This is a genomic window from Corynebacterium tuscaniense DNF00037 (assembly GCF_000759055.1).
In the GTDB taxonomy this organism is placed as follows: Bacteria; Actinomycetota; Actinomycetes; order Mycobacteriales; family Mycobacteriaceae; genus Corynebacterium; species Corynebacterium tuscaniense.
Genome location: NZ_JRNG01000004.1, coordinates 17,262 through 41,845, shown reverse-complemented (window position 1 = coordinate 41,845; position 24,584 = coordinate 17,262). Strand labels below are relative to the sequence as shown.

At 58.0% G+C, this 24,584-nt stretch carries 20 protein-coding genes; 6 read left to right on the top strand and 14 right to left on the bottom strand.

Annotated elements, in window-relative coordinates; translation table 11 throughout:
- Positions 1-32: 32 nt before the first annotated feature.
- The 5 genes from dacB to HMPREF2129_RS01480 all read right to left on the bottom strand — a co-directional run bounded on the left by dacB (position 33) and on the right by HMPREF2129_RS01480 (position 8,451).
- Entirely contained in the window at positions 33-1,292 is a 1,260-nt protein-coding gene (gene dacB, locus HMPREF2129_RS01500) for a D-alanyl-D-alanine carboxypeptidase/D-alanyl-D-alanine endopeptidase (protein ID WP_052092539.1), read from the bottom strand.
- Positions 1,293-1,405: 113 nt separating this feature from the next.
- A complete protein-coding gene (locus HMPREF2129_RS01495; protein ID WP_034662154.1) occupies positions 1,406-4,819 on the bottom strand; it encodes a VWA domain-containing protein in 3,414 nt (1,137 codons plus the stop codon).
- Complete coding sequence (locus HMPREF2129_RS10520) at positions 4,819-5,634, bottom strand: pilin N-terminal domain-containing protein (protein WP_156959213.1); 816 nt, start codon at positions 5,632-5,634, stop codon at positions 4,819-4,821. Before HMPREF2129_RS10520 ends, HMPREF2129_RS01495 begins: the two co-directional genes overlap by 1 nt.
- Positions 5,624-6,625: a class C sortase gene (locus tag HMPREF2129_RS01485; RefSeq protein WP_084576411.1), complete on the bottom strand. Its 1,002-nt coding sequence runs from the start codon at positions 6,623-6,625 to the stop codon at positions 5,624-5,626. Before HMPREF2129_RS01485 ends, HMPREF2129_RS10520 begins: the two co-directional genes overlap by 11 nt.
- Positions 6,626-6,828: 203 nt before the next feature.
- The gene (locus tag HMPREF2129_RS01480) at positions 6,829-8,451 is read right to left on the bottom strand and encodes a SpaH/EbpB family LPXTG-anchored major pilin (RefSeq protein WP_034662151.1); all 1,623 of its coding nucleotides are present in this window, start codon (positions 8,449-8,451) and stop codon (positions 6,829-6,831) included.
- Positions 8,452-9,046: 595 nt separating this feature from the next.
- Here HMPREF2129_RS01480 and HMPREF2129_RS01475 point away from each other — a divergent pair.
- Positions 9,047-9,523: an inorganic diphosphatase gene (locus HMPREF2129_RS01475; protein WP_034662149.1), complete on the top strand. Its 477-nt coding sequence runs from the start codon at positions 9,047-9,049 to the stop codon at positions 9,521-9,523.
- 104 nt (positions 9,524-9,627) lie between these two features.
- On the opposite strand, the gene HMPREF2129_RS01470 is transcribed toward HMPREF2129_RS01475, so the two are convergent.
- The gene (locus tag HMPREF2129_RS01470; protein WP_146014938.1) at positions 9,628-10,209 is read right to left on the bottom strand and encodes a hypothetical protein; all 582 of its coding nucleotides are present in this window, start codon (positions 10,207-10,209) and stop codon (positions 9,628-9,630) included.
- A gap of 269 nt (positions 10,210-10,478) precedes the next feature.
- Between HMPREF2129_RS01470 and HMPREF2129_RS01465 the strand changes: the two genes are divergently transcribed.
- Together HMPREF2129_RS01465 and HMPREF2129_RS01460 are read left to right on the top strand one after the other, a co-directional pair.
- Positions 10,479-10,769: a rhodanese-like domain-containing protein gene (locus HMPREF2129_RS01465; protein WP_034662146.1), complete on the top strand. Its 291-nt coding sequence runs from the start codon at positions 10,479-10,481 to the stop codon at positions 10,767-10,769.
- A 68-nt stretch (positions 10,770-10,837) separates the two neighbouring features.
- Positions 10,838-11,284 carry a MarR family winged helix-turn-helix transcriptional regulator gene (locus HMPREF2129_RS01460; RefSeq protein WP_034662144.1) on the top strand — a complete coding sequence of 149 codons (447 nt, stop codon included), beginning with the start codon at positions 10,838-10,840 and terminating at the stop codon, positions 11,282-11,284.
- Positions 11,285-11,410: 126 nt separating this feature from the next.
- Here HMPREF2129_RS01460 and HMPREF2129_RS01455 read toward each other — a convergent pair whose 3' ends face one another.
- The 8 genes from HMPREF2129_RS01455 to HMPREF2129_RS01425 form a co-directional block, all read right to left on the bottom strand.
- Positions 11,411-12,016: an enoyl-CoA hydratase-related protein gene (locus HMPREF2129_RS01455; RefSeq protein ID WP_034662330.1), complete on the bottom strand. Its 606-nt coding sequence runs from the start codon at positions 12,014-12,016 to the stop codon at positions 11,411-11,413.
- Between the two features lie 42 nt (positions 12,017-12,058).
- On the bottom strand, positions 12,059-14,026 hold the full coding sequence (locus HMPREF2129_RS01450; protein ID WP_156959212.1) for an HtaA domain-containing protein: 1,968 nt from the start codon (positions 14,024-14,026) through the stop codon (positions 12,059-12,061).
- A gap of 195 nt (positions 14,027-14,221) precedes the next feature.
- A complete protein-coding gene (gene ppk2, locus HMPREF2129_RS01445) occupies positions 14,222-15,115 on the bottom strand; it encodes a polyphosphate kinase 2 (protein ID WP_034662138.1) in 894 nt (297 codons plus the stop codon).
- A 177-nt stretch (positions 15,116-15,292) separates the two neighbouring features.
- The gene (locus tag HMPREF2129_RS10955) at positions 15,293-15,436 is read right to left on the bottom strand and encodes a hypothetical protein (RefSeq protein ID WP_156959211.1); all 144 of its coding nucleotides are present in this window, start codon (positions 15,434-15,436) and stop codon (positions 15,293-15,295) included.
- Positions 15,437-15,476: 40 nt separating this feature from the next.
- Positions 15,477-15,677, bottom strand: a complete 201-nt coding sequence (locus tag HMPREF2129_RS01440; protein ID WP_034662135.1) for a hypothetical protein — start codon at positions 15,675-15,677, stop codon at positions 15,477-15,479.
- Between the two features lie 718 nt (positions 15,678-16,395).
- A complete protein-coding gene (groL, locus tag HMPREF2129_RS01435) occupies positions 16,396-18,030 on the bottom strand; it encodes a chaperonin GroEL (protein ID WP_034662132.1) in 1,635 nt (544 codons plus the stop codon).
- 206 nt (positions 18,031-18,236) lie between these two features.
- Positions 18,237-20,207, bottom strand: coding sequence for an OPT family oligopeptide transporter (locus tag HMPREF2129_RS01430; RefSeq protein ID WP_034662130.1), 1,971 nt, complete (start codon positions 20,205-20,207; stop codon positions 18,237-18,239).
- 74 nt (positions 20,208-20,281) lie between these two features.
- Positions 20,282-20,770 (bottom strand): hypothetical protein, encoded by a 489-nt coding sequence (locus tag HMPREF2129_RS01425; RefSeq protein WP_034662128.1) that lies wholly within the window; start codon positions 20,768-20,770, stop codon positions 20,282-20,284.
- An 86-nt stretch (positions 20,771-20,856) separates the two neighbouring features.
- On the opposite strand from HMPREF2129_RS01425, the gene HMPREF2129_RS01420 reads away from it, so the two are divergent.
- The 3 genes from HMPREF2129_RS01420 to HMPREF2129_RS01410 all read left to right on the top strand — a co-directional run bounded on the left by HMPREF2129_RS01420 (position 20,857) and on the right by HMPREF2129_RS01410 (position 24,531).
- On the top strand, positions 20,857-22,251 hold the full coding sequence (locus tag HMPREF2129_RS01420; RefSeq protein ID WP_034662125.1) for a M20/M25/M40 family metallo-hydrolase: 1,395 nt from the start codon (positions 20,857-20,859) through the stop codon (positions 22,249-22,251).
- Between the two features lie 570 nt (positions 22,252-22,821).
- Positions 22,822-23,448: an endonuclease domain-containing protein gene (locus HMPREF2129_RS01415; RefSeq protein ID WP_034662122.1), complete on the top strand. Its 627-nt coding sequence runs from the start codon at positions 22,822-22,824 to the stop codon at positions 23,446-23,448.
- A 492-nt stretch (positions 23,449-23,940) separates the two neighbouring features.
- Positions 23,941-24,531 carry an acetyl-CoA acetyltransferase gene (locus HMPREF2129_RS01410; RefSeq protein WP_232218064.1) on the top strand — a complete coding sequence of 197 codons (591 nt, stop codon included), beginning with the start codon at positions 23,941-23,943 and terminating at the stop codon, positions 24,529-24,531.
- Positions 24,532-24,584 lie beyond the last annotated feature (53 nt).

The window sequence follows — 24,584 nt, the reverse complement described above, 5'->3', positions numbered from 1 at the left end:
GACCCGCGGCCAAAAAGGTTCCGCCGCCACGGCTAAAACTCCCGGAGAGTAGACGCGAACTGATCCAGTCGTTTCCGTGCCTTCAGAATGTCACTGTCGTTACTGATCATGGCGAAGGTGTACACATTGCCAACTTTAGATGTCACCGTCCCCACCAGTGCGGATGTCCCTGTCAGTGTCCCTGTTTTCGCACGGACCCAGCCCTTGCCGGGCAGGTCCACATACCGGTCGTAGAGCGTACCGTCACCGCCTGCGACGGCGAGCGTTGGCAGCAAATCACGCAACTCATCAGTAGTAGTTGCGCGCAACATAATGTCATCCAGCAGCCGCGGCGGAATGAGATCAAAGCGCGACAACCCCGAAGAATCCTCAAGCGTGACACCTGTGACATCAAAGCCATGTTCCCTCAAAATACCGAGGGTCGCGCTTGGAGCCGACCCCCCGCGACCCCTGGCCACCTCACGCCCAATCGCTTCCGCCATCACGTTATCGGATTCCTTCATCATCTCCCGCAGACGCTCAGATAGTGGTGGGGATTCCACGCTGGCAACCACATCCCCTTCGGCCGGCGCCGGACCAATACCAACAGTCTGCGCCCCCACTTTATTGGCCAGTGCCCGCGCCACATCCAACGCCGGAGTATGCGTCCGCGGCACATCTCCTGTCGTCTCACCGATACGCCCACCATGAATCATCACCGGTTCCATAGGGGCAATGAAGCCGGCATCAACATCCTCCGCATCCCACCCCGGCAAGAAGGAATCTTCTGGCCACACCGACGTATCCACAAAGACAGCGTCGGCGCTTCCTATCTGTTCAGCCAGCGCGTCAATGCTTTTTGGCGACAGCCACACATCCCCTGCCGCCTTAATGGTCACCGCGTCACCCTGCCGCACAACTCGCGTGGTGATTGTCGCATCCTGCTCAAGCGTGTACAGCGCCGCCGCCGCGGTGAGCATCTTCGTAGCACTCGCCGGCCGCAGCGGATCTTCCGCATTCTGCTCAAAGATCGTCGCCCCAGTCGTACCGTTGCTCACGCGCACGTGCAACGTGCCCAGCTCCGGATTCGCCGCCTGCGCGGCCAAAGTCGACTTCAGGCGTTCTTGATCAATCGGTGCCGCCGACGCGGGTTCCACCGGCAAACGCCCCGGCGAAACCATGCTATATCCCGGGCCATGCGTGAGCTCCCCTATCTCGTGCTGCGCCCACACACCCGTACCAGCAACACCAGCCACGGCGACCAACGCCACCGCACCCACGGCCCACGGCCAACGCTTCTTTTTCTCACTCATCGGCTCCAACACTAGCCCCCTCAACGAGTCCCACCGTGATAGGACAAACAAAAACTCCCCATCAGGTGGACCGATCTCTCGATCCCCCGAAGAGGAGTTTCCGTCATCCAGGCCTATGCCATTATGCGACGCCGCGCGGTAAACGCACCCGCCAGCAACAACAGCACACCAAGCAGGATTTGGATGAACACACCATTCCCGCCGGTCTTTGGCAACTCACCAGTCTTCGTGTTAGCGAGCTTCATGGTGATCTGAACCGAACCATCTTTTTCCGTCTGCCTAAATTCGACAATTGGGAATCCAACGATCTGATCAGCATTATCGGGAGTGACTTCCGTACCCTTCTGGTCGTTTTCATCGGCCAAGATGTACAGCTTGGTGACACGCTTCACCTTGTCCCCGTCAGGTTCCGTCACAGATGCGACCCTGAAGTAGACCGGGTTGACCAACAAGTATCCACCATCTGCAGCCTTCGTTTCTGTCAGCTTGTAGCGGCCAGGCTTCAACTTATCCCAGTTGAACTCGCCCTTGCCAGCGCCATCAACAGAGACGGGGTCCTTCGGATCCGTGTTGCCTTTATCCAAGCCCTCGAGCTTGAACTGAGCACCGTCAAGAGCCACGTTATTGTCATGGGCATCAACCTTGTTCAACTTGAACTTGAACGTGGTCGGCGCCGTCATGTAGTAGACAATGTAGTGACAACCGCCTTCAAGCGGAATGTTGCTGGCCCTGAAGTCATCCGTTGCCGGCTTTGGATTAGCCGCGGACGGCAGATCCGTGATGTTGGCACGTTGATCAATCGCAGTTTCCTTGCCTGATGGATCATTCGGTCCAACACACTGGCCCTCAGCATTCAGCTTCGTGGCGGCCTTAACCGCAATCCATCCCTCAGGTACACCGTTCACTTCCGTCGGCGGATCGAGAGTCAGCGGAGCGAAGTCCACTTTCCGCCTTCCAGCACCTTCACCGACGTAGAACGTACCGTTGGCCTCGAGCTTTCGGGAGCCGTCCGGGTTTCTGGTGATCCTACGGCCTTCAACACTCAGAGGTGCCTTAGTCTTTTGCTCCCTCACGTCTACCTGGTAACCATGAGTGCCGTTGAGAACATATTCGGCGTAGTAGTTGGAACGGTCTGCACCTGGGTAGCCAGGGTTGTTCTCAACACGGGGCAGAACCATACGATCAACTGCATCAGGGCTTCCTCCACCTTGTGGCGTACCGCGGAAGAACATAGGCCAGTTAGCAGCTTCTGCTTCGGTCAATGCGCGCGAGTTGTCAGTCACCGGCGGATTAGCAACAGGGTCCGAGCCCTCATAGAGCCGTCGCTCAACAGTGATCGAGCATTTACCAATCGACTCAAGGATGCCCTTGATCACCGGACCTGGGTCTGGGTTCAGGACGAAATCAGCATCTTTCATGCTGTTCACTCCATTCACACCAAACTGCTTAGGACCGGAAAGCGCGGCAAGGTTGCTTGCAGACAGCTCAAGCTCTTGTTGAGCAGAAGCATCGACTCGTGTTTCCCCAAACCTCGTTTGGGAACGCAGAATCCACCAGATTGGACCGAGGAATACGGCCATCGTCACATCAACAGACGCGGGGTAGTAGGTCCACTTGGAAGGAACACCGATTGGGACGACGCGCGTACCTTGCGCCTTCAGCGCATTTGCAACGCCAACTGCGGCTTCAACAGTATTTGCGTATGTGTGTACACCGTCACCGTCCGGCCAATTCCAGTGCCAGGTAGGGAATCTCGTTTCGGTCCTCGTAGGGTTACCGTCGGTAATCATGTACACGACGTCGTAGCCCTCGTTGTAGAACTGCCTCAGCCCTTCTTCCCAGTCGGTATCGCCTCTCGGGTCCAAAAGCCTTTCGACCTGAGTGATTCGGTTGATGTAGTTATTCAACTCCTGGGGAACCCTATCGCCATTCATCGGTACGGGCCTGAGGATGTTGCGCGGATTGTCCGCGCCAGGGGAATCCGTAGCAAACGTCGCCATACCAACTTGGGCACCAGAACCTGTCAAGCCTGCAACGGTTGCTCGGAGGAAGTTCTTGGTACTTTCAATACCTTGTTGGCCCATACTGCCGGAGGTATCGACGAGGAAGCCAACCTTTGTTCCACAGCGCTTCTTCAGTTCAGGGTTGTCCCTAACCTGGAAGATGGATCCCGTGGAGTTACGGTGCCGCGTGATCTTGCCCTCACGAGAGTTCGTACCAGGGGTAGTCATGAACACGTTAGCGTCGTAATTACCCCTACTGGGAGATTTGTACCAGTTGCCGGAAAAGTACCGCTCGCCCTGTTTGAGCTGCGGGGTAGCGAAAACGTAGGCGATTTCGATGCCTTTTTCGTTAATAGCGCCTGAACCACCAGTACGGACACGATCAATAACCGAGTAGCCGTCAGAAGCCTTCTCCATACCAACCCAGTAGTAGCCGTTCCCATCAGCCGGGACATCAAAAACACAGCTGCCAGAGGCATCAGCCGTACACACAGCCCATGGCTCATTGATAGGAGTCAGCTCACGCTTGTGGGAATAACGCGTATTCGTTGCGTTCTCGTCCAGCTTGCCGGAAGGCGCATAAAGCCTCAGGACTGCTCCCTCGCCAGCGGAGTACTTGAACAGAGTGTCCTGACGACAATTCTTTGGCTTACCAAGCCAGGTCCTCGTACAGCTGGTCGACTCCGGTGCATTGTTCTTGCCATTGGGACCGAGCCAATCGCCGGCTACCTGTACAACAAGGCGCGCCTTCGTTGGATCAAGCGGGCCATATGGATCATTAGCCAGCAGTGCGGCCCCCTCAGCCACCTCCGGCACGGCGCCGCGGTAGAGCTTCCACTCCACGTCGCTAGGGGCTTTTTCAGTGGTGTACACCGTAGTGGTGACATCCGTTTCAGCGCTCAAGACGGTGGACGTCGTGTCAACCGTGATCACGTCGCCGGTCATCTCATCCGGAATGAGATTCTTCTCTTCCTCGGTGGGGTTCTCGGGGTAGTTGACAACATCCACGGAATCTTCGTCAACCTTGGTGCCGTCAACCTTCGTGTCCTCAACGGACTCGATGTTGAGAGGCCCTTTGGTGCTTACGAAGGAAATGTCGTCAAGCGGAAGAGCCTGATCGCTTCCGTCGAGAGCAGGAAGGTTCAGTTTCGCCTCAAGCCTGTATTCTTCAGCGCCGTCAGGCAAGGAGCGCACGTGCTTGAAGGTGACATCTTCAGCCAGTTCTGGGGAAGACACCACTTTATTCTCTTTGGTGTTCTTCTGGGTCAACGTCGGTGGAGCCGGAGGGTCGACAGGGACATCCTTGTCTTCGTCTTCGGCGGGGAAGTCCGGAATTTCAGCAGACGGGATCGCCGGCTCAACTTCAGTAGTCCTACCGGATTCGTCCTTAACCGTCCATGTTGGGTCGGCCGCGTTGTTAGCAGGTGTGGGCTGAGCAGCTGCCGGAACGCCGCCAATCAACACCGCCGTAGCGGTGAGCGCCGCAGCGACCCGCTTCTTCAGGAAGTTCTTGTGAGCACGCATTAGTTCGCGTTCCTCCTAGAGATAAAGGCACCAAGCCCGATGAGCATCAAACCTGCAAAAACAATCCCCAATACGCTTGCACCCGTTTCCGGTAGCCATCCTGGCTTTCCAGGCGTCCCCGGCGGGGTACCGGGTGGCGTTGCCGGGGGCGTACCCGGTGGCGGAGTGACCGTGGTTGTCGTCGCCGGTGGGGTACCCGGAGTGGTTGGTGGCGGCGTTCCTGGGGGCCTCGTCGGCGGGGTCGTCGTCGCCGGCGGAGTGGTCGTCACCGTGGGGGAAGGCTTCATCACCATCACGTTGTCGTAGATGAAGCGGCTCCCCTGAGCGTCGGCAAGCGGGAGCACCACCCATTGCGGTGCGGAAACGTGATAATTGTGCGCGGTATCCGGTGCGACCTCTTCAAGTAGGTACAGCGCAGGCCTGAGGTTGGTAAACGTGACCTCACCCTTAGCGTCAGTAACCTGCGTTGCTACGAGCTCGCGTTTAATAGCATCCCATTCTTCCTGGGTGCGCGCGCGTGTTGCTTTCTTACGGTCCGCATCATTGGCGATCAGGAAGTCTGGAGCGATATAAAGCTTGAACTTCACACCCGCGAGACGCCCCTCCGGCAGCTGACCTTCACGGTGATCGTTGTAGGGGTTACCCTTCGCCTTAGTCACCTTGAGGGACAAACCACGACTCGTATCCAGAGTCTCCATCGAGACGTCGCGGTCATTTCCATTGACCGGACGTGTTTGCGCATCTGCGATTCCGCTCGGCACAGCGCACAACATGACCGTTATGGCTGCGCTTGCCGCAAACATTCTAATTTTCATTTTCGTCTTCACCTTCAGCATCGATTGGTGCCGTAACTTCATCCACCTGCTCCTCAGCAGAGCCATCAGCCGCTGCTAAGGACTCGCCCCTTGCGGACCGACGCTGCTTACGCAGCCACCAGATGATGCCAATAATTGCCGCTACAGCGATAGCGAGGACCAGCCACATCCACCACTGCATCAGCTTGTTTGTTTCTTCAAATACGTCTGCTTCCGATGGATCCATCGGCACACGGTGCGCGTGCACAAGCAGACGGTGCGTGTTAATGCCATACGGTGTGCACGTGATCAGTGTGAGCAGATCCTCGTCGGCTTGGGCCTTGAGGGAATCTGTCTCTCCCGGCAACACAACCTCAATGTTGTGCACCTCGTACTTCATTTTGTGCCCGTATGTATTTAGATAGACCGCGTCGCCCTCTTTGACATCAATGAGGTTGTCCCACAGCGTCGCATTGGTCAGGCCTGTGTGGCCCGTCAACACCGTATGGTTGCCCTCCCCACCGGTCGGCAGCGCCGATCCGAAGAGATGCCCAATACCCTTTTGTAGAACTTCCTCATCCGTGCCGTGATAGACGGGCATGTTGGACTTAATGGACGGGATGGCTACCTGCGACATCGCCGGGTAATCGCTAAGTTCCTTCAGGTAGTCCTGGTACTCAGCGTTGTCCTGAGATATACGCGCCAGCCATGGGTCCAGAACCGGCCCGTCAGTGTGTTCTTCGTTGTACAGGCGAGCAGATTCCAGTGCGCGTTCCATCGCCTCTGGGTCGGTTTGCTCGCTATAGAGAAGCTCACTGTTGTATTCATTAACGGATCGCTGTTGCAACCAGTTGTTCCACTGTGTTGAAACGACTGGATAAAGCAGCACTGCAAGCCCGAGCAGCATGACCAGCAACGGCATGAGCACGCGGCGGGTTCCGTCTGGCTTGGCTGCGTTCTTCACAGCACCGCCTTCGGTTTGGTCTGTATCGACCGGCACCAGCGATGACATTGGGTCTCCTCATTAAAAAACGGGCGGGGATACTTTCTTTTTGCTTATCGGCGCCTCCCCGCACGGGTACGCCAGCCCCTTACCGGGGCGCAGCAAGCCGTTATTCGGATCTTGCTGCAGCTGGCCTAGAGTGCACCGCCCGATCTACTCGGACGGTGCTCACTAGAACCACCAGTGTTCCCACTGGCTAGATCCGCCTAGGTTTAGGCGTTCTTGCGACGTGCTGCGAAAGCACCGCCACCCAGAAGCGCCAGACCAGCCAGGATCAGGGCTGCAACACCCATACCACCGGTCTGCGGCAGCTCGAACTTCGGACGCTTCTTGTTCTCAACCTTGGCGGTGGAGCTGAAGGTCAGCTTGTTCTCGGTCTTCGGGTTCTGAGCATCTGCCTTGTGGACGGTCAGTTCATGCGGGGTGGTGTCCAGGGAGTAACCGGACGGAGCAGCGGTCTCCACGATGCAGAACTTGTTGGTTTCAACACCCGGGGTCACAGCCTTGCCATCGACGAAGTCGGTGACGTGCAGGCCGTTGATGACAGCCTCGCCACCGGTGACCTGGAAGCCCTTCTTAATCATGGTGCGGTTTTTGGTGTCGGTGCACGCAGCGGCAGCAGGCACGGAGTAAACGTCGAAGACAGCGCCGTCGAGCTTCTTCTCCTTGCCTTCTTCGTCCTTCTCGAACTTGATCACGCGAACAGCTGCGAAGTAGGACTCAACGCGGGTCTTCGGGGTCTCGAACGGCTCTTCCGGCTTGTCCTGGGAGCCTGGCTGGCCGGTGACCTTGGTCTTACCGGTGGTACGAGCGAAGTTGGTCACCTCGCCGTCCTCGATGCCCTCGCCTGCATTGTTCTGCTGGATCTTGCGGACCTCACCCTTGAGGGTGACAACGAGCTTGTCGCCACCCTTAAGGGAGTCAATGATGGCCTTATCGTTCACGGTCACGGTGCGGGTGGTGTCAGCAACGACCTTGCCGTTCTCAACGACCTCTTCAGTGCCGTTGGCGACGGTGTACTGGTTAGCGTTCAGAGCCTGACGGGTGCCGTCAGCGCGAACGATCTCAACCTTGTCGATGTTCAGGCCGTTAACAAAGTCGCCGGCCTTGTAGATATCCACAGCACTGAGCTCGGTGAGCTTGCGGTTCGGCGGCAGGTACGGAACCGGGGAGGTAACGGAGTACTCAAGAACGTTGTTCTTCTCGGTGCCCTCGGTGCCATCCTGGATCGGGTTCTTGCCCTTGTCCTTGACTTCCTTGACAGCCTTCAGCTCAGTGTTCTTTGGGTAGACGTGGACAACGCGGTTCCACTTGTTGTCCGTCGTAGCCATCGGTGCGAAGACGATGAACGGAGCGGACGGGATGTAGGTTGCCCCGTTGGCGTCTGCCGGCGGCTCCTCAGTGACCAGGTAGGCACCTGCCGGGATGTTGTCGAACGCTGCAAGACCGCTAGCATCAGTGGTTTTGGTGCCGATGATCTCGCCCAAACGGTTTTCCGGGATGTCTGCGAGACCAGACTCGGTCTTCTGCAACTTAGCTGCTTCAGCGAAGTCAGCTTCCTTGCTCAGGTCGTAGTTCAGCTTGCGCAGGGTGAACTTTGCGCCCGCCAGCGGCTGACCATCAACGTTCTCCACTGCGGAGCCATCCGGGTTCGGGTTACCGTGAGTCTTTGCGCCGACCTTCTTGTGGATCTTGATGCAGACGTTTGCCTTGTTGATGTCTGCGAGGCTCTGTGCGCTTGCCACCGGAGCGAATACGGCGCCAGCGGAGCCGGAGAATGCGAGACCTGCTGCCAGGGCAATAGCAGCAGTCTTCTTAGTGAAGTTGGTTGCCATGTGTGTCTGCCTTTCAGAGACTGTTCTTTTAGACCGCCAAGCTGTCCAGCCGACGGCAGAGTGTTTCATGGAATCTCCCCGAGTCGGGAGCGTTTTCCTTGCAACACCCCAACCTGGATAGGTTCCCGCACCCGTCAGGGTGCGTTTCTCGCGAGACCATGGCGGACTGCACAACTGTCAGGTTCCTCCATGAATTCTCGGAGCAACTTAAGAGTTTAGAACCTAATACACAGTTTGACTAAGGGTACACCAAGAAAGGGGGTAGTGATTTCTTGGGGAAGCACCATATTTCCATCCACCTACAGCGACATATAGTCTCACCCTAACAATTAGAAATGATTATTTTTCAGCACTTAAGCGCCCTCCGATTAGGGCTTTCCGTTGGTTTCCGAGTAAATAAAACGGCCTGGTAGGGTGCCGATCCGGAGCAAACCTGTACTTTTTCTTAGCTCGGATTCATGTCACAAACGGGGGTAGTTTTACGCCTCCGCCAAGTTTTTCCGTCAACCATCATCTGCCCCGTATCTCCCCCTTTCCTCGCAATAGTTACGATAGATCCAACACGAAAGCCACCTCAGAAATTAAGGAGCACGGTATGGCAATTGAAGTCACTATTGAGATCCCCAAGGGTTCCCGCAACAAGTACGAGCTCGACCACGAAACCGGCAAGGTTTACCTCGACCGCTACCTGTTCACTCCAATGGCGTACCCGCTGGACTATGGCTTTATTGACGAAACTCTTGCCGATGACGGTGACCCGTTGGACGCCCTCGTGATCACCCCTGAACCGGTCCTCCCCGGCGTCATCGTCAAGGCTCGTCCGCTGGGCGTATTCAAGATGACGGATGAGGCTGGCGGCGATGACAAGTTGCTCTGCGTGCTTGACGACGTCCGCTTTGATCACTACCAAGACATCTCCGACGTCTCCGACTTCCTCAAGGACGAAATCGAGCACTTCTTCGTCCACTACAAGGACCTCGAGCCAAACAAGGAAGTTACCGGCTCCGGCTGGGGCGATAAGGCTGAAGCTGAGAAGATCCTGGACGATTCCATCAAGAACTTTAAGAGTTAACTCAACGCACTCCCAGGTCATCCCCACAGGGCGTACTCGCCCGTCGCGCACAAGTCACCACCGACTTGTGCGCTTTGCTTTACCCACCCCCTTAAATGCCAGCTCTATTCCCCGACCGACTCGGCGGACACAACTCCGGTGAACTGCCATCCAACAATGGCGTTGTGCACCTGCTCCGAACCCGAAGGCGCATCAACATCAGCATCCTCCCCTTCCGGACGGATAGCACTGATAGTCAATAGTCGCCCCGGCATGGGCCCGGTACCCCAGACGTCTGCGGAATGGGAGAGGCCTTCCTCCCCTGCCGAATGGAAGTCAGTGGCATGGTATTTCAGCCACTTATCCCCTGAAGCGTCGGTACGGAGGTACAGGGCATCATTTGGGATAAGCCCCGATTCCCCGGAAGGTTCAGACCACAGCTTGGAGAACACCGCCAGCCCGTCTCCTCCTGCCTGCCCAGCAATGACCACAATGTCTTCCGCCTCAGATCCTGGCAGTTGGTAAGGCTTGTTTTCCGCAGTGAAGATGCACGCCTCGGTGGCGGACTCTGGGTCCAGGACCCCATCGTGGAAGTGGCACACCCCGCCCGAGAAGTTCGCCCGAACGCCGATCGCCGGGATGATGATTTCTGCGGGCCGGGATTTCTCCACAAACTCGCCCACGTCCACACTCTCGGTGGGTGCCATGGATTCGAACAATTGCTGCCGCGCTTCCATCTCCCGGTCATGCTCACTCGGCACACAGCATCGGATAAACAAGACAACCAACAGGAGCATGAGGTAAAACGCGCCCCATCGGCGCCGTTTGTACACGTACGCGGGTTGTGGTTTGAATCGCCGTTCGGCGGGTGGGAGCGCTACGTTCGCGCGGGGTCTCCGGCCTGGGCTGCCCCACCGCCCATTGCGCACCCCCGACTGTCCAGACATACCGCAAACTTTACATCTAGACTGTCGCCATGCGTTCAGTACAGGTCACAGAAGTTCCACAGGATGCTCAGCTTATCGACGTCCGCGAGCCCGACGAGTTCTCCCACCTCCACGCCATCGGCGCCATCAATCTCCCGTTGTCCAACCTTGCGGCTTTGACGGACAAGATTGATTTCTCCCAGCCTGTGTACGTGATTTGTCAGGCCGGTGGTCGTTCCGCCGAAGCCACACAGTATCTTTCAACGCTTAGTGAAAACCCCGTCATCAACGTCGAGGGTGGCACACAAGCTTGGACCGAGGCGGGTCTCCCTTCCGAGTAATTTCATCCTTCCCCGAAGGTCAAGAGATACCAACCATAGGACTTCCCCACTACTGATAGATTGGGGCCATGGCTGAATCTCTCCACCTCCCCGCCGGGCTCATCCAGTCCCCCTCTTTCCAGATCGAGCGGGTCCGTCGTGCTACGAAGGATGAGGTAGAGGAAGCACTCGCCAAACACGGCACAACTATGCGTGAGTTCTGGGTGCTCACCTGCACTCTCGAGCATGCGGCAAGCCAAAATCAGCTTTCAGAGCTCCTGAGCGTCGATGCCTCTGACATGGTCCGCCTCATCGACTCCCTGGAACGCCAAGGGTGGGTGGAACGCAAGCGCGACCCGAAGGATCGCCGCCGCCAACTAGTTACGCCCACTAAGAAGGGCCACAAGATTCACTCGGAGTTAGCCAAGCTCGTGGAAGCCGCCGAAGAACGCGCACTTGATGACGCTACGACGAAGCAACTCAAGCACCTCCGCAAACTTTCCCGCGCCATCATGCACTCCTCCGACCACTCCTAACCCCCCTTAACTCCTTTAACCCCCAGCCCCCAGACAGTCCCACAAACTGAAACTGCTGCCTAAGTTCTATGTTGCAAACGAGCTATATGTGGCAAATCAGCATGCGGACCTGCCACGCTTGCAGGGCTAGGCGAAAGCTTCCTTAATCGAAGCAATCGTCTGCGGGTCACCGGATGCACAGACTCGCGCCACGTCCACGGCGGCCTCAATATCACCCTCTGCAGCCGCAAAGCCACCGGAAACAGCCTCGGCAGCAGACAGACGCGCCCCGGTCATGAGCAGCATACGAGCGCGGGAACCACCAAGAAGATCTGTCATGGATTCTGCCAACTGGCGGTCTACTTTCACACCCATGCGTGCAACCGGGATGGCAAAGAAAGAAGTTGAATTGACCACGCGAATATCGCAAGCCGCAGCGAGCATCGCACCCGCCCCAATCGCAGGCCCATTCACGTAGGCAATCGTGGCGACGGGGATGGCACGAATCAGATCAATCAGCTTGACCAGTGCGGGATAAATATCCTCGGGGTTGCCTTCTGCGAGGTCAGCTCCAGCACTGAAACACGATCCGGCGCCGGTGAGCACGATGGCGCAGGGGTGGGAAGTGAGGGCCTGCCGGAAAGCGTCGATAAGCAAGTCCAACAATGAACTGCTCAGAGCATTACGTTTCTCATCGCGCTCGATCGTGAGCTGTGCAATACCCTCTGCGGGCCACGTGATCTCCACGGTCATTCCTTGATCCTAAACGCCCACCTGCGCCGTCGCTACTGTTTTTTAGAGCAAACCGAGCCGTTTCAGCAGCGGACCACCAAAGAAATGGAACAGCGCACCTAGCACGGCCAGCCCACCAACAAGCCCGCCGATGATGGCACCGATGGTCTTCCCCGGAAGGGTCGAGCCCTCAGGTTTCTTGGGGCCTTCAGGCTGCTCAGTCTCCCCTGGCTTCGGCGGGCGCGGACGCGACGGAGTAGATGGTGTGTAGTCGCCCTTGTGCAGCATGCGGAGACTGTAGTGCTCGATGTAGTCGCCGCGGGATTCGTCCACGGTCGGGGTGTAGTAGAGCCCATTCGCACGGATGATGAGATCACCGTGGCTCAAGTTGGACACCTCACGGCCATTCGGCACTGCGGCTTCACGCTTGACCGTAAAGGTCTCCGGATCAAACCAGACAAGTTTGCCAGTCTGGCCATTGATCACCACAGGAGTGCCATCAGCCTCGAAACCACCGAGACCCCACCCCTTGTAGCCCTCCATAAAGCTGACCGGGGTCTGCTCCTTGATGTCGCGCTCAGCGTAAACCAGCGACTGGATGTCGCCGAAAGTGTTGGCTCGAATGATGCGTGAACCGTTAGTGGTCACTGCGTCGAGCTGCTTATTCGTCAGCGTGTACGAGCCCGGCATGGCCTTGGCCACCTCAGCGCCTTCGGCCGCTGGATCGATGGAGATCAGCATGTTTTTGTAGCTCGATCCCCCGTCCGCGAAGGTGATCTCAGCGCGGGATGCGTAGACGAAGGTCCCGTCATCCATCGGCATGAGTTCGCGGATGTTGTTGGGATCAAAGGAGGAGCGGTACGCGCTTTCGGAGTAGGCGTGCAGACCCTGTTCAACCGCGGTGAGTTGCTTCGATACCGGCTTGTACAGCCTTTCGGATGTCGGCAGTTCTTGCCCCTGGGCTTGCCCGCCACTCACCGTGATCAACTGCGCCAACGGCTCCGCCTGACCGCCAACCTTGGCGTCCTGTGCGATGGCCACGACCTTACCGGTCTTGGGATGTGCGCCGACCGCCAGGATCTCTCCGTTCGCCTCGTATACGATCCTGGCCTCACCGAAATCATCATCGGTGACCGGAAGCGCCTTGAGCTCCTTGGAGCCTTCTTCGGCGTAATAGAAGGTGGACGTCTTAGCGTCGTAGGCACCGGTGCCACGCTTGGACGCGTTGGTTTCAAAGGCGGCGAGCTGCCTCAGGTCCTCACTGAGCAGGTAGATGCCCCTTCCGCCGGCGGAGGCAAGAACGTTCTTACCCAGGTCGAAGATGCGAGTGACGGCGCTGTCATACGGCACCGGGGAGTCCCAGGACATGGGATAGGCACGAAGGGCGTTCGGGTCGGTGATGTCCGCACCATCACCCTGATAGCTAAAGTCCACGGGGTCCATACCTTCGCCCACATCATAGAACTCAGACATCATCATGTTGCCCTGCTCCGTCAACGTTGCAGGGATTTCAGACCAGTTGATGGTGCCGTCAACGTTGCGGAAAGTGCCGGACTGCGGGTACAGGTTGACCACACGAACTGGCTGACCATCGCCGTCGTAGTAAGTGCCGGACAGGTACTGGCGGGAGTTAACGGTGGCTTCGATGTAGGAATCTTTATCGTCATCAAGCACGACCTTCGGATTGCTGAACGTGAGATCCAAGTCGCACCGCGCATTGAGCTTGTCCTCGTTCCCGTCGCAGTACTGCTTGTACTTCACGGTGCCTTTAAACTGCGCTTCGAGGCGCACCTCATCGCGATCGTACTTCACATTTTCAATTGGGAAGGAGAAGCGCTGTGCCCCCGTAGATTTATCCTCAGTAGCCCCATCCCCCACGAGTACCGGTCCACCAACGTAGTTGTTGAATGAGGCCCTGATACCCCACAACAGTGCACCGTTTTCTGCTGCCAGCGCCACCGGCATTCCCGGCACAACCATCACGCTTGCAGCGACTGCCGCTGCGATGACCGCGCCACGAACTTTCTTCACATCAACCTCCAAGAAGCTAGCGATACCTTATTTTCGGTGATGAAATTAGCCCGTCCTTAGCGCTACCATCAAGACTATCTAGACCTTTTGATTGATACGTACCCCCCGGATCACCCCGCGAAAGCAAAAAGCTGGGCTGCACACTGCAACCCAGCTCCCTCAAACTCCGAAATTAGCCCTAGAGCATCCTAGAAACTAGTCCCCAATCTGGTCGCGGCCACGCTTCACAATCAACGGATCAGGCTCACCAACCACACTGTGGTCCTTGTTGGTGTATTCGAACTTAGACAGGATGTAGCGCATCGCGTTCAAACGGGCACGCTTCTTGTCATTGGACTTGATGGTGATCCACGGCGACTCATCCGTGTCCGTGTAACGGAACTGCTCCTCCTTGGCGCGGGTATAGTCGTCCCACTTGTCCAAGGACGCAAGGTCCATCGGCGACAGTTTCCACTGACGCACCGGGTCCACCTGGCGGATAGCAAAACGGGTCCGCTGTTCTTTCTTGGTCACAGAGAACCAGAACTTGGTCAGCGAGATACCAGAACCAAGGATCATGTTCTCCAGCATGGGCACCTCACGCAGGAACTCGGCGTGCTGCGATTCGGTACAGAACCCCATGACGCGCTCCACGCCGGAACGGTTGTACCAGGAACGGTCGAAGAATACGATCTCGCCGCCGGCCGGGAAGTGCTCAATGTAGCGCTGGAAGTACCAGGAGGTCGACTCCCGTGGCGAAGGCTTCTCCAAAGCCACCGTGCGTGCACCACGCGGGTTGAGGTGCTCGTTGAAACGCTTAATAGTGCCACCCTTGCCAGCGGCATCGCGGCCTTCAAAGATGATGATGTGACGCTGGCCTGTATCCTTAGTCCAGTTCTGCCACTTCAGCAGCTCAATTTGCAGCGCGCGCTTCGTCTTTTCGTATTCATCGCGCGTCATGCGCTCGTCATACGGGTAATTTTCGCGCCAGGTTTCAATCGGGGTGCCGTCCGCCTGCAGCAGCACCGGGTCATCTTCATCGGAGTCGTCGACGTAGTAGCCCTCGGTCTGGGTGAGGTCGATCATCGGCATATCGTCATCGTTGGCCATACCTACCAGTGTAGTCACCCATCACTTCCCACGCCCCACTGCGGGAACAAGGTCGCAGTTTTGCTTGTCCATGCTGCCCCCTTACCCCGCACAAGCACACAAACAAAGCGAAAAGTCCCGCCGCAAAAGCGACGGGACTGATGTGCTTGCTAGTGATCTAGCAAAGCGTAGCTCCTATTACGGGAGGAGCTTCAGCAGCTTGACGAGGCCCTCAGCGGAGCGAACCAGCGGGAGGATGAAGTCGAAAGTCGTCTTGCTGATCTGGCCAAGGCCGTCAGAGAACTTGGAAGAACCGTCAATGAACTTGGTGAAGTTATCCATTTTTAACTCCTTGTGGATGGATTCGTGAAAGGTGAATTACTTACTTGGAAGAGAGCAGGTTCTTCAGGGTGCCAGCACCGGCAGCGAAGCCACCTTCACCCTGACCCGGCTTCTCCTGAACCCACTTCAGGTAGTCATCCCACTGACCGAAGAAGCCGAAGAGGCCACCCAGGAAGTCGTTCCAACCCCTGTTGGTGTTGATGAAGTTCTCGAGGTGCCAGATGATGTCCTTGACATCCATGTTGTATCTCCTTATGAAAGTCACCGGCTTCTCTCACCGATGAGGGTTTCTGAGTGTCAGACACCACGATCGGGCGTCACAGGAAGTAATCCTGCCACAAAACACAGGACCCGCAAACAGAACTTTCAGTTGGCGTGGCGGAGTGTTTCAAAACTAGAAGCCGGCAACAAGTTGAACATTAAATTAACTAGCCCCAGTTAATGTGTCTGACCTGCTCTTTTTGTGGCCAAATATGAACGGCGGAAAAAGTATGTAACGGACGTGTAACGCTCGGAACGACGAGATCGATGTTGCAAATCTGATCAGAAAATTAATTCCACAAACTGCCCCAATTACCCTATTATAGGGGGACTTTAGGCTACGGCTGACCTATCTCCGGTGCAGTATCAGAATCAGACCCTTGAAACCCTAACCGCCTAAAATTAAACCAGTCCAACTTTCGGGGGCTAATTCAATCCGACCTCGAGTAAACTCAGCATCCCCAAGGGATTTGGGCTAGTTACCCACCACCCCGAAGGTCGGCTGTGATTAACTTCGCAGTACCGGAACGCGCAAAGTGTTGACGCCTGCATACGTGAGTGGTCCTCCGTCCCCCTACACGGGATGGGGGACCACTCTTTTACTAGTCGCCCCACTCGCCCCCCAGAAACGCCGAAACCGGCCGCCACGCGGGGATAAATCAGTGCGCGGGACCGGTTCGTCGATAAGCGATACGTGCTTACATCATGCCGCCCATGGCCTCCGGGTCCATGGCCGGGGCTGCGGGCTCCGGCTTCTGGGCCACGACTGCCTCGGTGGTGAGGAAGAGCGCGGCGATGGAGGCGGCGTTCTGGAGGGCAGAACGGGTGACCTTGGCCGGGTCGTTGATGCCGGCGGCCATCATGTCCACGTACTCGCCGGTAGCGGCGTTGAGGCCCTGGCCGGTGGGCAGGTTAGCCACCTTGTCGGCGACGACGCCCGGCTCCAGGCCGGCGTTGAGGGCGATCTGCTTGAGTGGGGCGGTGATGGCTTCGCGGACGATCTTCACACCGGTAGCCTCATCCCCCTCGAGTCCGAGGTTATCCTCGAGGGACTTGGCGGCCTGCAGGAGGGCCACGCCACCGCCAGCGACGATGCCTTCCTCAACAGCTGCCTTAGCGTTGCGGACAGCGTCCTCGATGCGCAGCTTTCGCTCCTTGAGCTCAACCTCGGTGGCAGCGCCGACCTTGATCACAGCGACACCGCCGGCGAGCTTGGCCAGGCGCTCCTGGAGCTTCTCGCGGTCGTAGTCGGAATCGGAATTCTCGATCTCAGCGCGGATCTGCTTGACGCGGCCCTCGATCTGAGCCTGGTCTCCAGCGCCCTGGACGATGGTGGTGTCTTCCTTAGTAATGACAACCTTGCGTGCCTGACCCAGCAGGGACAGGTCAGCGGTGTCCAGGCTCAGGCCGACCTCTTCAGAGATGACCTGGCCACCAGTGAGGATCGCGATGTCCTGCAGCATTGCTTTACGGCGGTCACCGAAGCCCGGCGCCTTCACCGCCACAGACTTGAATGTGCCACGGATCTTGTTCACCACGAGGGTGGACAGAGCCTCACCCTCAACGTCCTCGGCGATGATGAGCAGTGGCTTACCGGACTGCATGACCTGCTCCAGAACCTGGAGAAGATCCTTGACGTTGGAGATCTTGCCGGAGACCAGCAGGATGTACGGGTCCTCCAGCACAGCCTCACCACGCTCCATGTCGGTGGCGAAGTAAGCGGAGATGTAGCCCTTGTCAAAGCGCATGCCCTCGGTGACCTCAAGGTCAACGCCGAAGGTGTTGGACTCCTCAACGGTAATGACGGACTCCTTGTTCACGGAGCCGTTGCCCACGGCGTACATTGCCTCGGCGATCTTCTTACCGATGTCCGGGTCAGACGCAGAAATACCAGCGGTGGAGGCGATCTCTTCCTCGGTTTCTACTTCCTTCGCGGTCTCCAGAAGAATCTGAGTCACCTTGTCCGTTGCGGCCTGAATGCCACGCTTAATGCCCATCGGGTTCGAGCCAGCAGCCACGTTGCGCAGGCCCTCACGCACAAGAGCCTGAGCCAAAACGGTAGCGGTGGTGGTGCCGTCACCGGCAACGTCATCAGTCTTCTTAGCTACCTCTTTAACAAGCTCCGCACCGATCTTCTCGTACGGATCTTCCAGCTCAATATCCTTAGCGATGGTCACGCCATCGTTCGTGATCGCCGGTGCACCCCAGGACTTTTCCAGGACAACATTGCGTCCCTTTGGTCCCAAGGTCACCTTCACAGCGTTTGCCAGGGTGTTTAGGCCCTGCTCAAGGCTGCGGCGTGCTTCCTCATCGAATGCGATCATCTTTGCCATGTGAGTTTGTTGCTCCTCTTTATATGGGAAAGGCGACGCCACTCTCACGTCTACAAGGTCCAAGCGGGCGCCCGCGACGGCACGGCTGGTGAGTGCTAACAGCCTCACCCACTCGAAATTGACTTTTTAGCACTCACTTGGCTGGAGTGCTAATGCCTTTTTTAGCAGTCAACGGTTCCGAGTGCAAGGTAGAGCGCGAAGTGCTGCTACTTCTCCGCAGGCACGGCGACGGGCAAATCCTTCGCCGACTGCGCAGTGCGCCTGTAGATGAAAGCAATCGCGCCGATGAAGAGGACAACGCCGAGGGCGGTGGACCAGGTGGCGCCACTGAAAATCTCAAGCGGGCTCTCACCCTGCGAGGCGGCGATGATGCCAGCGTTGACCACGCCAAAGAGGGACTCACCCACGATGAGGCCAGTAGCACCGAGCGTGCCCTTGCGGATCGCGGACTGCGGATTGCGTTGGCCGGATGCCCACCGGTTGTACAGGTAGCCCAGCAGCGCGCCCACCGGAACCATCACGGTCACCGCGACCGGCAGATACATGCCCATGCCCACGGCAAGAGGTGGCAGCGCATACTTCTTCTTCGTGGTCACACCCAGGATCTCATCAATGATGATTACGGCCACACCGATAGCCACGCCGAGGAAGATGAGGTTCCAATCCAGGGAGTCATCAAAAATGCCCGTTGCTACGGACGACATGAGGACAGCCTGCGGCGCAGCAAGAGCATCCGCGCCGGCACCCTCCATACCCTGGAATCCGAAAGCAGTAAGCATAAGCTGCAGCACCGGCGGGATAACCAAGGACCCGAAGATCACACCGATGACCAGCGCCACCTGCTGCTTCCACGGGGTCGCGCCCACGAGTTGACCGGTTTTGAGGTCCTGCAGGTTGTCATTGGAAATCGTGGCAATGCCAAACACAATCGCCGCGGTGAACAACGTGTAGGCCACCAACGAGGACGCACTCGCATCCGTCCCCGCCATAAAGGCAGCGATAAGCAGTGCAGATGCAATCACCGCGATGATGCCCACCGAGGAGATCGGGGAGTTCGAAGCACCAATGAGACCAGCCATGTAACCGCATACCGACGCGATGACCAAACCCGCGATGAGAATAAACAGAACCGAAATGATAGTCAGGCTCACCGCGTGCTCATGGATGTCCGTGCCCTGCTGGAAATCCCACAGCAAGAAACCGATCGGCAGCATGGACACCAAGATCGTGCCCAGGACTATCGGGAACGGAATATCCTGCTCCGTCACATCCACCTCATTACCAGCAGCGCGCTTGCGGGAGCTAGCCAAAGAGGCGCTGACACCCTTGACCACCGGGCCAGTGATCTTGATCAGGGTCCACAGTGCGGCTACCGCCATGGTGCCCACGCCGATGAAGCGAATCTCGGAGGAGAAGGTGGTGGTAACGATGTCGGTGAGGTCGGCCGCGGAGCCGGCGATAAACGAAGATGTGCGCCATGGAAGCAGAACGAAGAAGGAAATGACAACACCCACGAGCATGGCAATGCCCACGGTCATACCCACAAGATGGCCCACGCCAATGAGTGCGAGGGAGAGCGAGCCGCCGAGCATCGTCGCACCCGGACCGAATTTGAACACGCCCGCGACCTCACTCGCGGCGGCCTTCATCGCGGCGAGCAGGCCGTACGCTGCAGAGACAAGGCCACCCACGACGATCGTGCGCAGGCCCTTCACATTCTCCTCATTGTGCGGATCCCCATCGCCGACGCGCAGCACCTCCGCCGCGGCGACACCCTCCGGGTACGGCAGATCCGAACCCGTGACCAGCGCGCGGCGCAGCGGGACCGAGAACATCACACCCAAGATGCCGCCGAGTGCACACACGAGCGTTGTAGTCCAGAACGGGAAGCCCTGCCAATAACCAATCATGACCAGGCCCGGCAGCACGAAAATGATCGCGGACAACGTGCCTGCTGCAGACGCAATCGTTTGCACAATGTTGTTCTCCTTCACATTGTGCCCAGCGAACTTACGCAGCACCGCCATCGAAATAACCGCCGCCGGAATCGACGTAGCAAACGTCAAACCCACCTTCAGGCCCAGGTACACATTGGCTGCCGTGAACACGAGCGTGATCAGGCCACCAATGATGATGCCGCGCAGGGTCAGCTCGCGCAGTTGCGTCCGGTTGTCCATGTTGAGCCTTTCTGGGAGGTTGGGAGTCTGGTGGAATTTTACTCCGGCCCAACGAAAGGTGGAAACCAGAAAACCTAGAACTCTAGGTCAAACCTCCCGCTTTTCCTGCGTCGCACCACCACGGATGTTGGCTGCGGGAGCTGGTAGCGGAAGAAACTGTCCTTCATCTGTTTGATGGCCTCCTCTTGCACATCCGGGGCAGCATTGATCTTCGGCGCCTGAAAGTTGGTCCAGGTCCCCTGAAAAACCTGTTGCCTAATCCCGTTTTTAAGATGCAACATTGAGTCATTCCATCGGGTGAGCAGCTCCTCCCCCGAAGGCATGCGCACGAGCATCCGCGTCTTCATGGGCTTCCAGTTCTTATTGGCCAGTGGGCGCCTGCTCACCGAAATGTCCACCGCCACCACATGCCCGTACTCGCGCTTCACTACCTTGTCGAAGATCTTGCGCACCACCGACCACACAATCGACAGCGCGAAAAACCCGAACAACACGAGCGCGAACTTGTTCTCGAACAGGTCTGTGAACAGCTCCGAGAACAGTTCCGTGAAATCCTGCAACATCGCGGCACCCCTCTAGGTCGGCGTCGTTTGAGTAGGGCCGATCCTAGCCACAACCAGCAGCGTGCCGCGCTGGTAGGTTCAAAAACATGAGCACTTTTACACCGAACCGCGAACGAATCTTCAACGATCTTTCCGCACTCGTGTCCTTTAACTCCCCGCACTCGGTCCCTGAATTGGCTGATCAGCACGCAGCTGCCGCTGATTGGGTGGCCGCGGCGCTGGCGGAGAGAGGGTTGGAGGTGGAGAGGCACGCGACCGCGGATAAGGCTGACGCGATCATTGGCCGCCGCCACGTGAGCGACGACGCCCCCACCGTCCTCCTCTACTCCCACTACGACGTCGTGCCCGCCGGCGAACCCGCCGCGTGGACCGCCGACCCCTTCACCCTCACCGAGCGCGACGGCCGCTGGTACGGGCGCGGTGCCGCCGATTGCAAAGGCAACGTGGCCATGCACCTCGAAGCCTTAAGGCTTATCGACGATGCCGGCGGCCCCCAAGCCAACCTCATCGTCCTCGTCGAAGGCTCCGAAGAACTCGGCGGCGGCGGGCTGGAGAAGCTCATCCAGGAGCAGCCTGGACTGTTCGAAGCCGACGTCATCCTCATCGCCGACTCCGGCAACGTCGCCGTGGGCACCCCCACCCTCACCACCGCCCTGCGTGGTGGCGCCCAACTCAAAGTCACCGTAGAAACGCTGCGCGGCGCCATCCACTCCGGCACCTTCGGTGGCCCCGCCCCCGACCCGGTCGCCGCACTCATCCGCACCCTCGATTCGCTTCGCGACGCCTCCGGACACACCACCATTGACGGCCTCGGCGACGCCCTGACCGCCACCTGGACCGGCCAGCCATACGACGCTGCTGCCTTCCGCGCCGACGCCGGCGTCCTCGATGGGGTGTCCCTTCTGGGCGGTGTGGAGTCTGGCACTGCTGGTTCTCCTGGTGTTGCCGACATGGTCTGGGCCCGCCCCGCCGTAACCATCATTGGCTTCACTTCTACCCCGGTCAGTGAGGCCGTCAACGCCATCGTTCCCCGCGCCGAAGCCCAACTCAACCTGCGCGTTCCCGCCGACATGGACCCCGCCGCTGCCGCCGAAGCTTTGAAGCAGCACCTCATCTCCCACACCCCGTGGGGTGCCAAGGTGTCCGTAGAGATCTTCGACATCAACCACGGCTTTGCCACCGACCCCTCCCGCCCCGCCATCGCTCTCCTCGGCGAATGCCTACAGGAGTCCTACGAGGAAGGCGCCGGTTCTGACCCCACCGTGACCACACCAACCGACCTGGTCACCGTCGGTTCAGGCGGCTCCATCCCACTGACCGCCACCCTGCAGGAGCACTTCCCCGACGCCACCATTGCCATGTACGGCGTTGAGGATAACCTCGCCGGCATCCACTCGGTTGACGAGTCCGTCCACCCCTACGAAATCGAACGCGTCGCCGTCGCGGAAGCAAAGTTCCTGCAGCGAGTGGCTTCGTTGTAGAACCGGGCGGGGCCAAGGCAGGCCTGGGCGCGCCTCCCTTCCCCACGCTCTCCAATCCCCGCGCTCTCCAATCCCCACAGAACCCGCTATCTACACCCAGCTTTTCGCCGGTTTCAGCCCGAATAGCTGGAGCCAGAAAGCGGGTTTTAGGTTTTTAGTGGTGGATGGTGCAAAGCGTCAGCCGAGGACTAGCGCGGCAAAGCTTTGCTAACGTCTCCACCAAGAGCGCTCGGGGGAGCGCGCCTATTAGGGGGACCCATGGACTTCGTCAAACTACGTAACCTACTTTTGTCACGCGGACAAGCGCACCAGAGCGACTGCGTAAAACTCTCTGCCACCAAGTACATACGCGCCAGCGACTGGGAACAGCTAAAACGCTACGAGCAGGACTACCTCAAGTGCTACGCATCTGGGACAGCAGCACATACAGGCTTACTTGTTGGACGATCCGCCGGGCAATTTTGGGGACTATGGGTACTACCTCTAAAGAAAGAGTTCGTGGAGCTTGCGCACACATCCGGCAAACCGCCCTCTACTACCCAGTGGCCCCCAGGGGTTATATATCGTCATATGCCTATCGCCAGCGTGGACTACCAGGAGTTCGAGGCCGTTGATGGAACCGGCTCTAGCATCTTGCGTGTAACGACGTTGGAAAGGACGATCGTCGATATCGCTCGGCTGCATGGTCTGCGCCACGGCGTTGCTGCGCTGGACTGGTGGTTGAAGGGAGATACACCGATCAATGTGCAGGTCAAACAAAAACAGATCACGACGACCATCGCGCCGTTGACAGGCAAGAAAGGCATCGCGGTGGCGCGTGAGGCGCTCGTGATGAGTGTCTCGCTGTCGGAGTCGCCGTATGAATCGCTGTTCCGCATCATCCTCTTCGAGAACGGCATTACTGCGCAGCCACAGATGTGGATCGGTCGTCGTGTGCGGGTTGACCTGCTGGTAGACCAACTTGTTATTGAGATCGACGGAGCAATGAAGTACGAAGACCTCACCCACCAGACAGTCCTCAAACAACTCAAACGCGAGAATTGGTTGCGTGAGCAGGGTTACGAGGTTTTGCGTCTCTTCCCCTCGGAGATTCTCCACGATGAGCAGGCATGTGTTCAGCGCGTGATCGACGCTTATCAGCGTTCCCAATCCCGTGGCCCCGCCCTCACCTCCGCTCAGCCAAGCCGGCCCTTCTAAATGGAACCTGCACTACTGCGACAAAACCAGCTATCAAGATCCAGCTTTTCGATGGTTTTAGGCCGAATAGCTGGACCCTAAAAGCTGGTTCTACGCCTTGGGGTGGGCGGTGAGGATCCGGGCATCGCGAACGAGACAGCGTGACAACACATCCGCCGCAGAATGTTCCACATAGTGGGATCGAGGGTAGACTTTTTGGGACGGCTTTTGTAGCCTTGACCTGCGCGTACAACAAAACGACATAAGAGCAGCCGAAAAAATTTCTCCCAATGTGTTGCGCATCACCTGGCTAGTGGGCTACTGTCACAGACATGCAAAAGCAGATTCTTCTACGAGCGCTAGCGCCTCTAGCGCTAGCGGTGGTACTCAAGGCCACCGACCCCAACGCGGAGTAGCCGACTCCCTGCGGTGTGGGGTAGTGGTCCTTAGCCACCCAGTACTAGCGAGTCGGTACACCCCCAACACAAACCGCAAACGTAGAAGGACATACTCGTGTCTTACACCGAGACTCAGACAACTCAGACTCAGCAGACCAACCAGACTCGCTTCGATGGCTTGACCCCGGCGCCAGAACAAACCGGCCAGCAGACCACGCAGCAGTCAACCCAACCGAATGAGACGCTGGACCCGTTCCAGCTCCGCTACGATACACCACGTCGTTTGCCACGTGAGCTGCGCGAAGAGGCCATGGGCATGACCTGGTCCCTGTTCACCGCCACCTACGCACCGACGCCGACGGTTAAATTCTCCGACATCACCGCTACCCGCGAGAACTGGTGCTACACCACCTACGCTGCGGATGTCACCCGCACCTCGAAGACGTTTCCGCCTCAGACAGAGCACCGCGAGGTCACGGCTTCGGGCCCGGCGCACGCGTTTTCGGCGATGTTGGCGGAGGAGGGTCGTTATGTTGAGATCCTCGAGTTCCACCAGTTTGAGCTTTTCGAGGCAAAGTTCACCGCCATCAAGGTTGCTCATCAGATCGACGAGCGCAACACCGCGTGGGCCGTTGGTTTTGGCACGACCAGCGAAATCTCCATTGCTTCCGCAATGGCCTCTGGTGCGCAGCGCATCTACGGCTAAGTCAAAAGCTAAGCCAACCCTTAGTTGCCATGACACCATCGGGTAAAAAGCTG

Bases quoted from the DNA above. Each gene is read 5' to 3' on its own strand.
- dacB (WP_052092539.1), bottom strand. From the start codon at position 1,292: ATGAGTGAGAAAAAGAAGCGTTGGCCGTGGGCCGTGGGTGCGGTGGCG.
- HMPREF2129_RS01495 (WP_034662154.1), bottom strand. From the start codon at position 4,819: ATGCGTGCTCACAAGAACTTCCTGAAGAAGCGGGTCGCTGCGGCGCTC.
- HMPREF2129_RS10520 (WP_156959213.1), bottom strand. From the start codon at position 5,634: ATGAAAATTAGAATGTTTGCGGCAAGCGCAGCCATAACGGTCATGTTG.
- HMPREF2129_RS01485 (WP_084576411.1), bottom strand. From the start codon at position 6,625: ATGTCATCGCTGGTGCCGGTCGATACAGACCAAACCGAAGGCGGTGCT.
- HMPREF2129_RS01480 (WP_034662151.1), bottom strand. From the start codon at position 8,451: ATGGCAACCAACTTCACTAAGAAGACTGCTGCTATTGCCCTGGCAGCA.
- HMPREF2129_RS01475 (WP_034662149.1), top strand. From the start codon at position 9,047: ATGGCAATTGAAGTCACTATTGAGATCCCCAAGGGTTCCCGCAACAAG.
- HMPREF2129_RS01470 (WP_146014938.1), bottom strand. From the start codon at position 10,209: ATGGCACCCACCGAGAGTGTGGACGTGGGCGAGTTTGTGGAGAAATCC.
- HMPREF2129_RS01465 (WP_034662146.1), top strand. From the start codon at position 10,479: ATGCGTTCAGTACAGGTCACAGAAGTTCCACAGGATGCTCAGCTTATC.
- HMPREF2129_RS01460 (WP_034662144.1), top strand. From the start codon at position 10,838: ATGGCTGAATCTCTCCACCTCCCCGCCGGGCTCATCCAGTCCCCCTCT.
- HMPREF2129_RS01455 (WP_034662330.1), bottom strand. From the start codon at position 12,016: ATGACCGTGGAGATCACGTGGCCCGCAGAGGGTATTGCACAGCTCACG.
- ppk2 (WP_034662138.1), bottom strand. From the start codon at position 15,115: ATGGCCAACGATGACGATATGCCGATGATCGACCTCACCCAGACCGAG.
- HMPREF2129_RS10955 (WP_156959211.1), bottom strand. From the start codon at position 15,436: ATGGATAACTTCACCAAGTTCATTGACGGTTCTTCCAAGTTCTCTGAC.
- HMPREF2129_RS01440 (WP_034662135.1), bottom strand. From the start codon at position 15,677: ATGGATGTCAAGGACATCATCTGGCACCTCGAGAACTTCATCAACACC.
- groL (WP_034662132.1), bottom strand. From the start codon at position 18,030: ATGGCAAAGATGATCGCATTCGATGAGGAAGCACGCCGCAGCCTTGAG.
- HMPREF2129_RS01430 (WP_034662130.1), bottom strand. From the start codon at position 20,207: ATGGACAACCGGACGCAACTGCGCGAGCTGACCCTGCGCGGCATCATC.
- HMPREF2129_RS01425 (WP_034662128.1), bottom strand. From the start codon at position 20,770: ATGTTGCAGGATTTCACGGAACTGTTCTCGGAGCTGTTCACAGACCTG.
- HMPREF2129_RS01420 (WP_034662125.1), top strand. From the start codon at position 20,857: ATGAGCACTTTTACACCGAACCGCGAACGAATCTTCAACGATCTTTCC.
- HMPREF2129_RS01415 (WP_034662122.1), top strand. From the start codon at position 22,822: ATGCCTATCGCCAGCGTGGACTACCAGGAGTTCGAGGCCGTTGATGGA.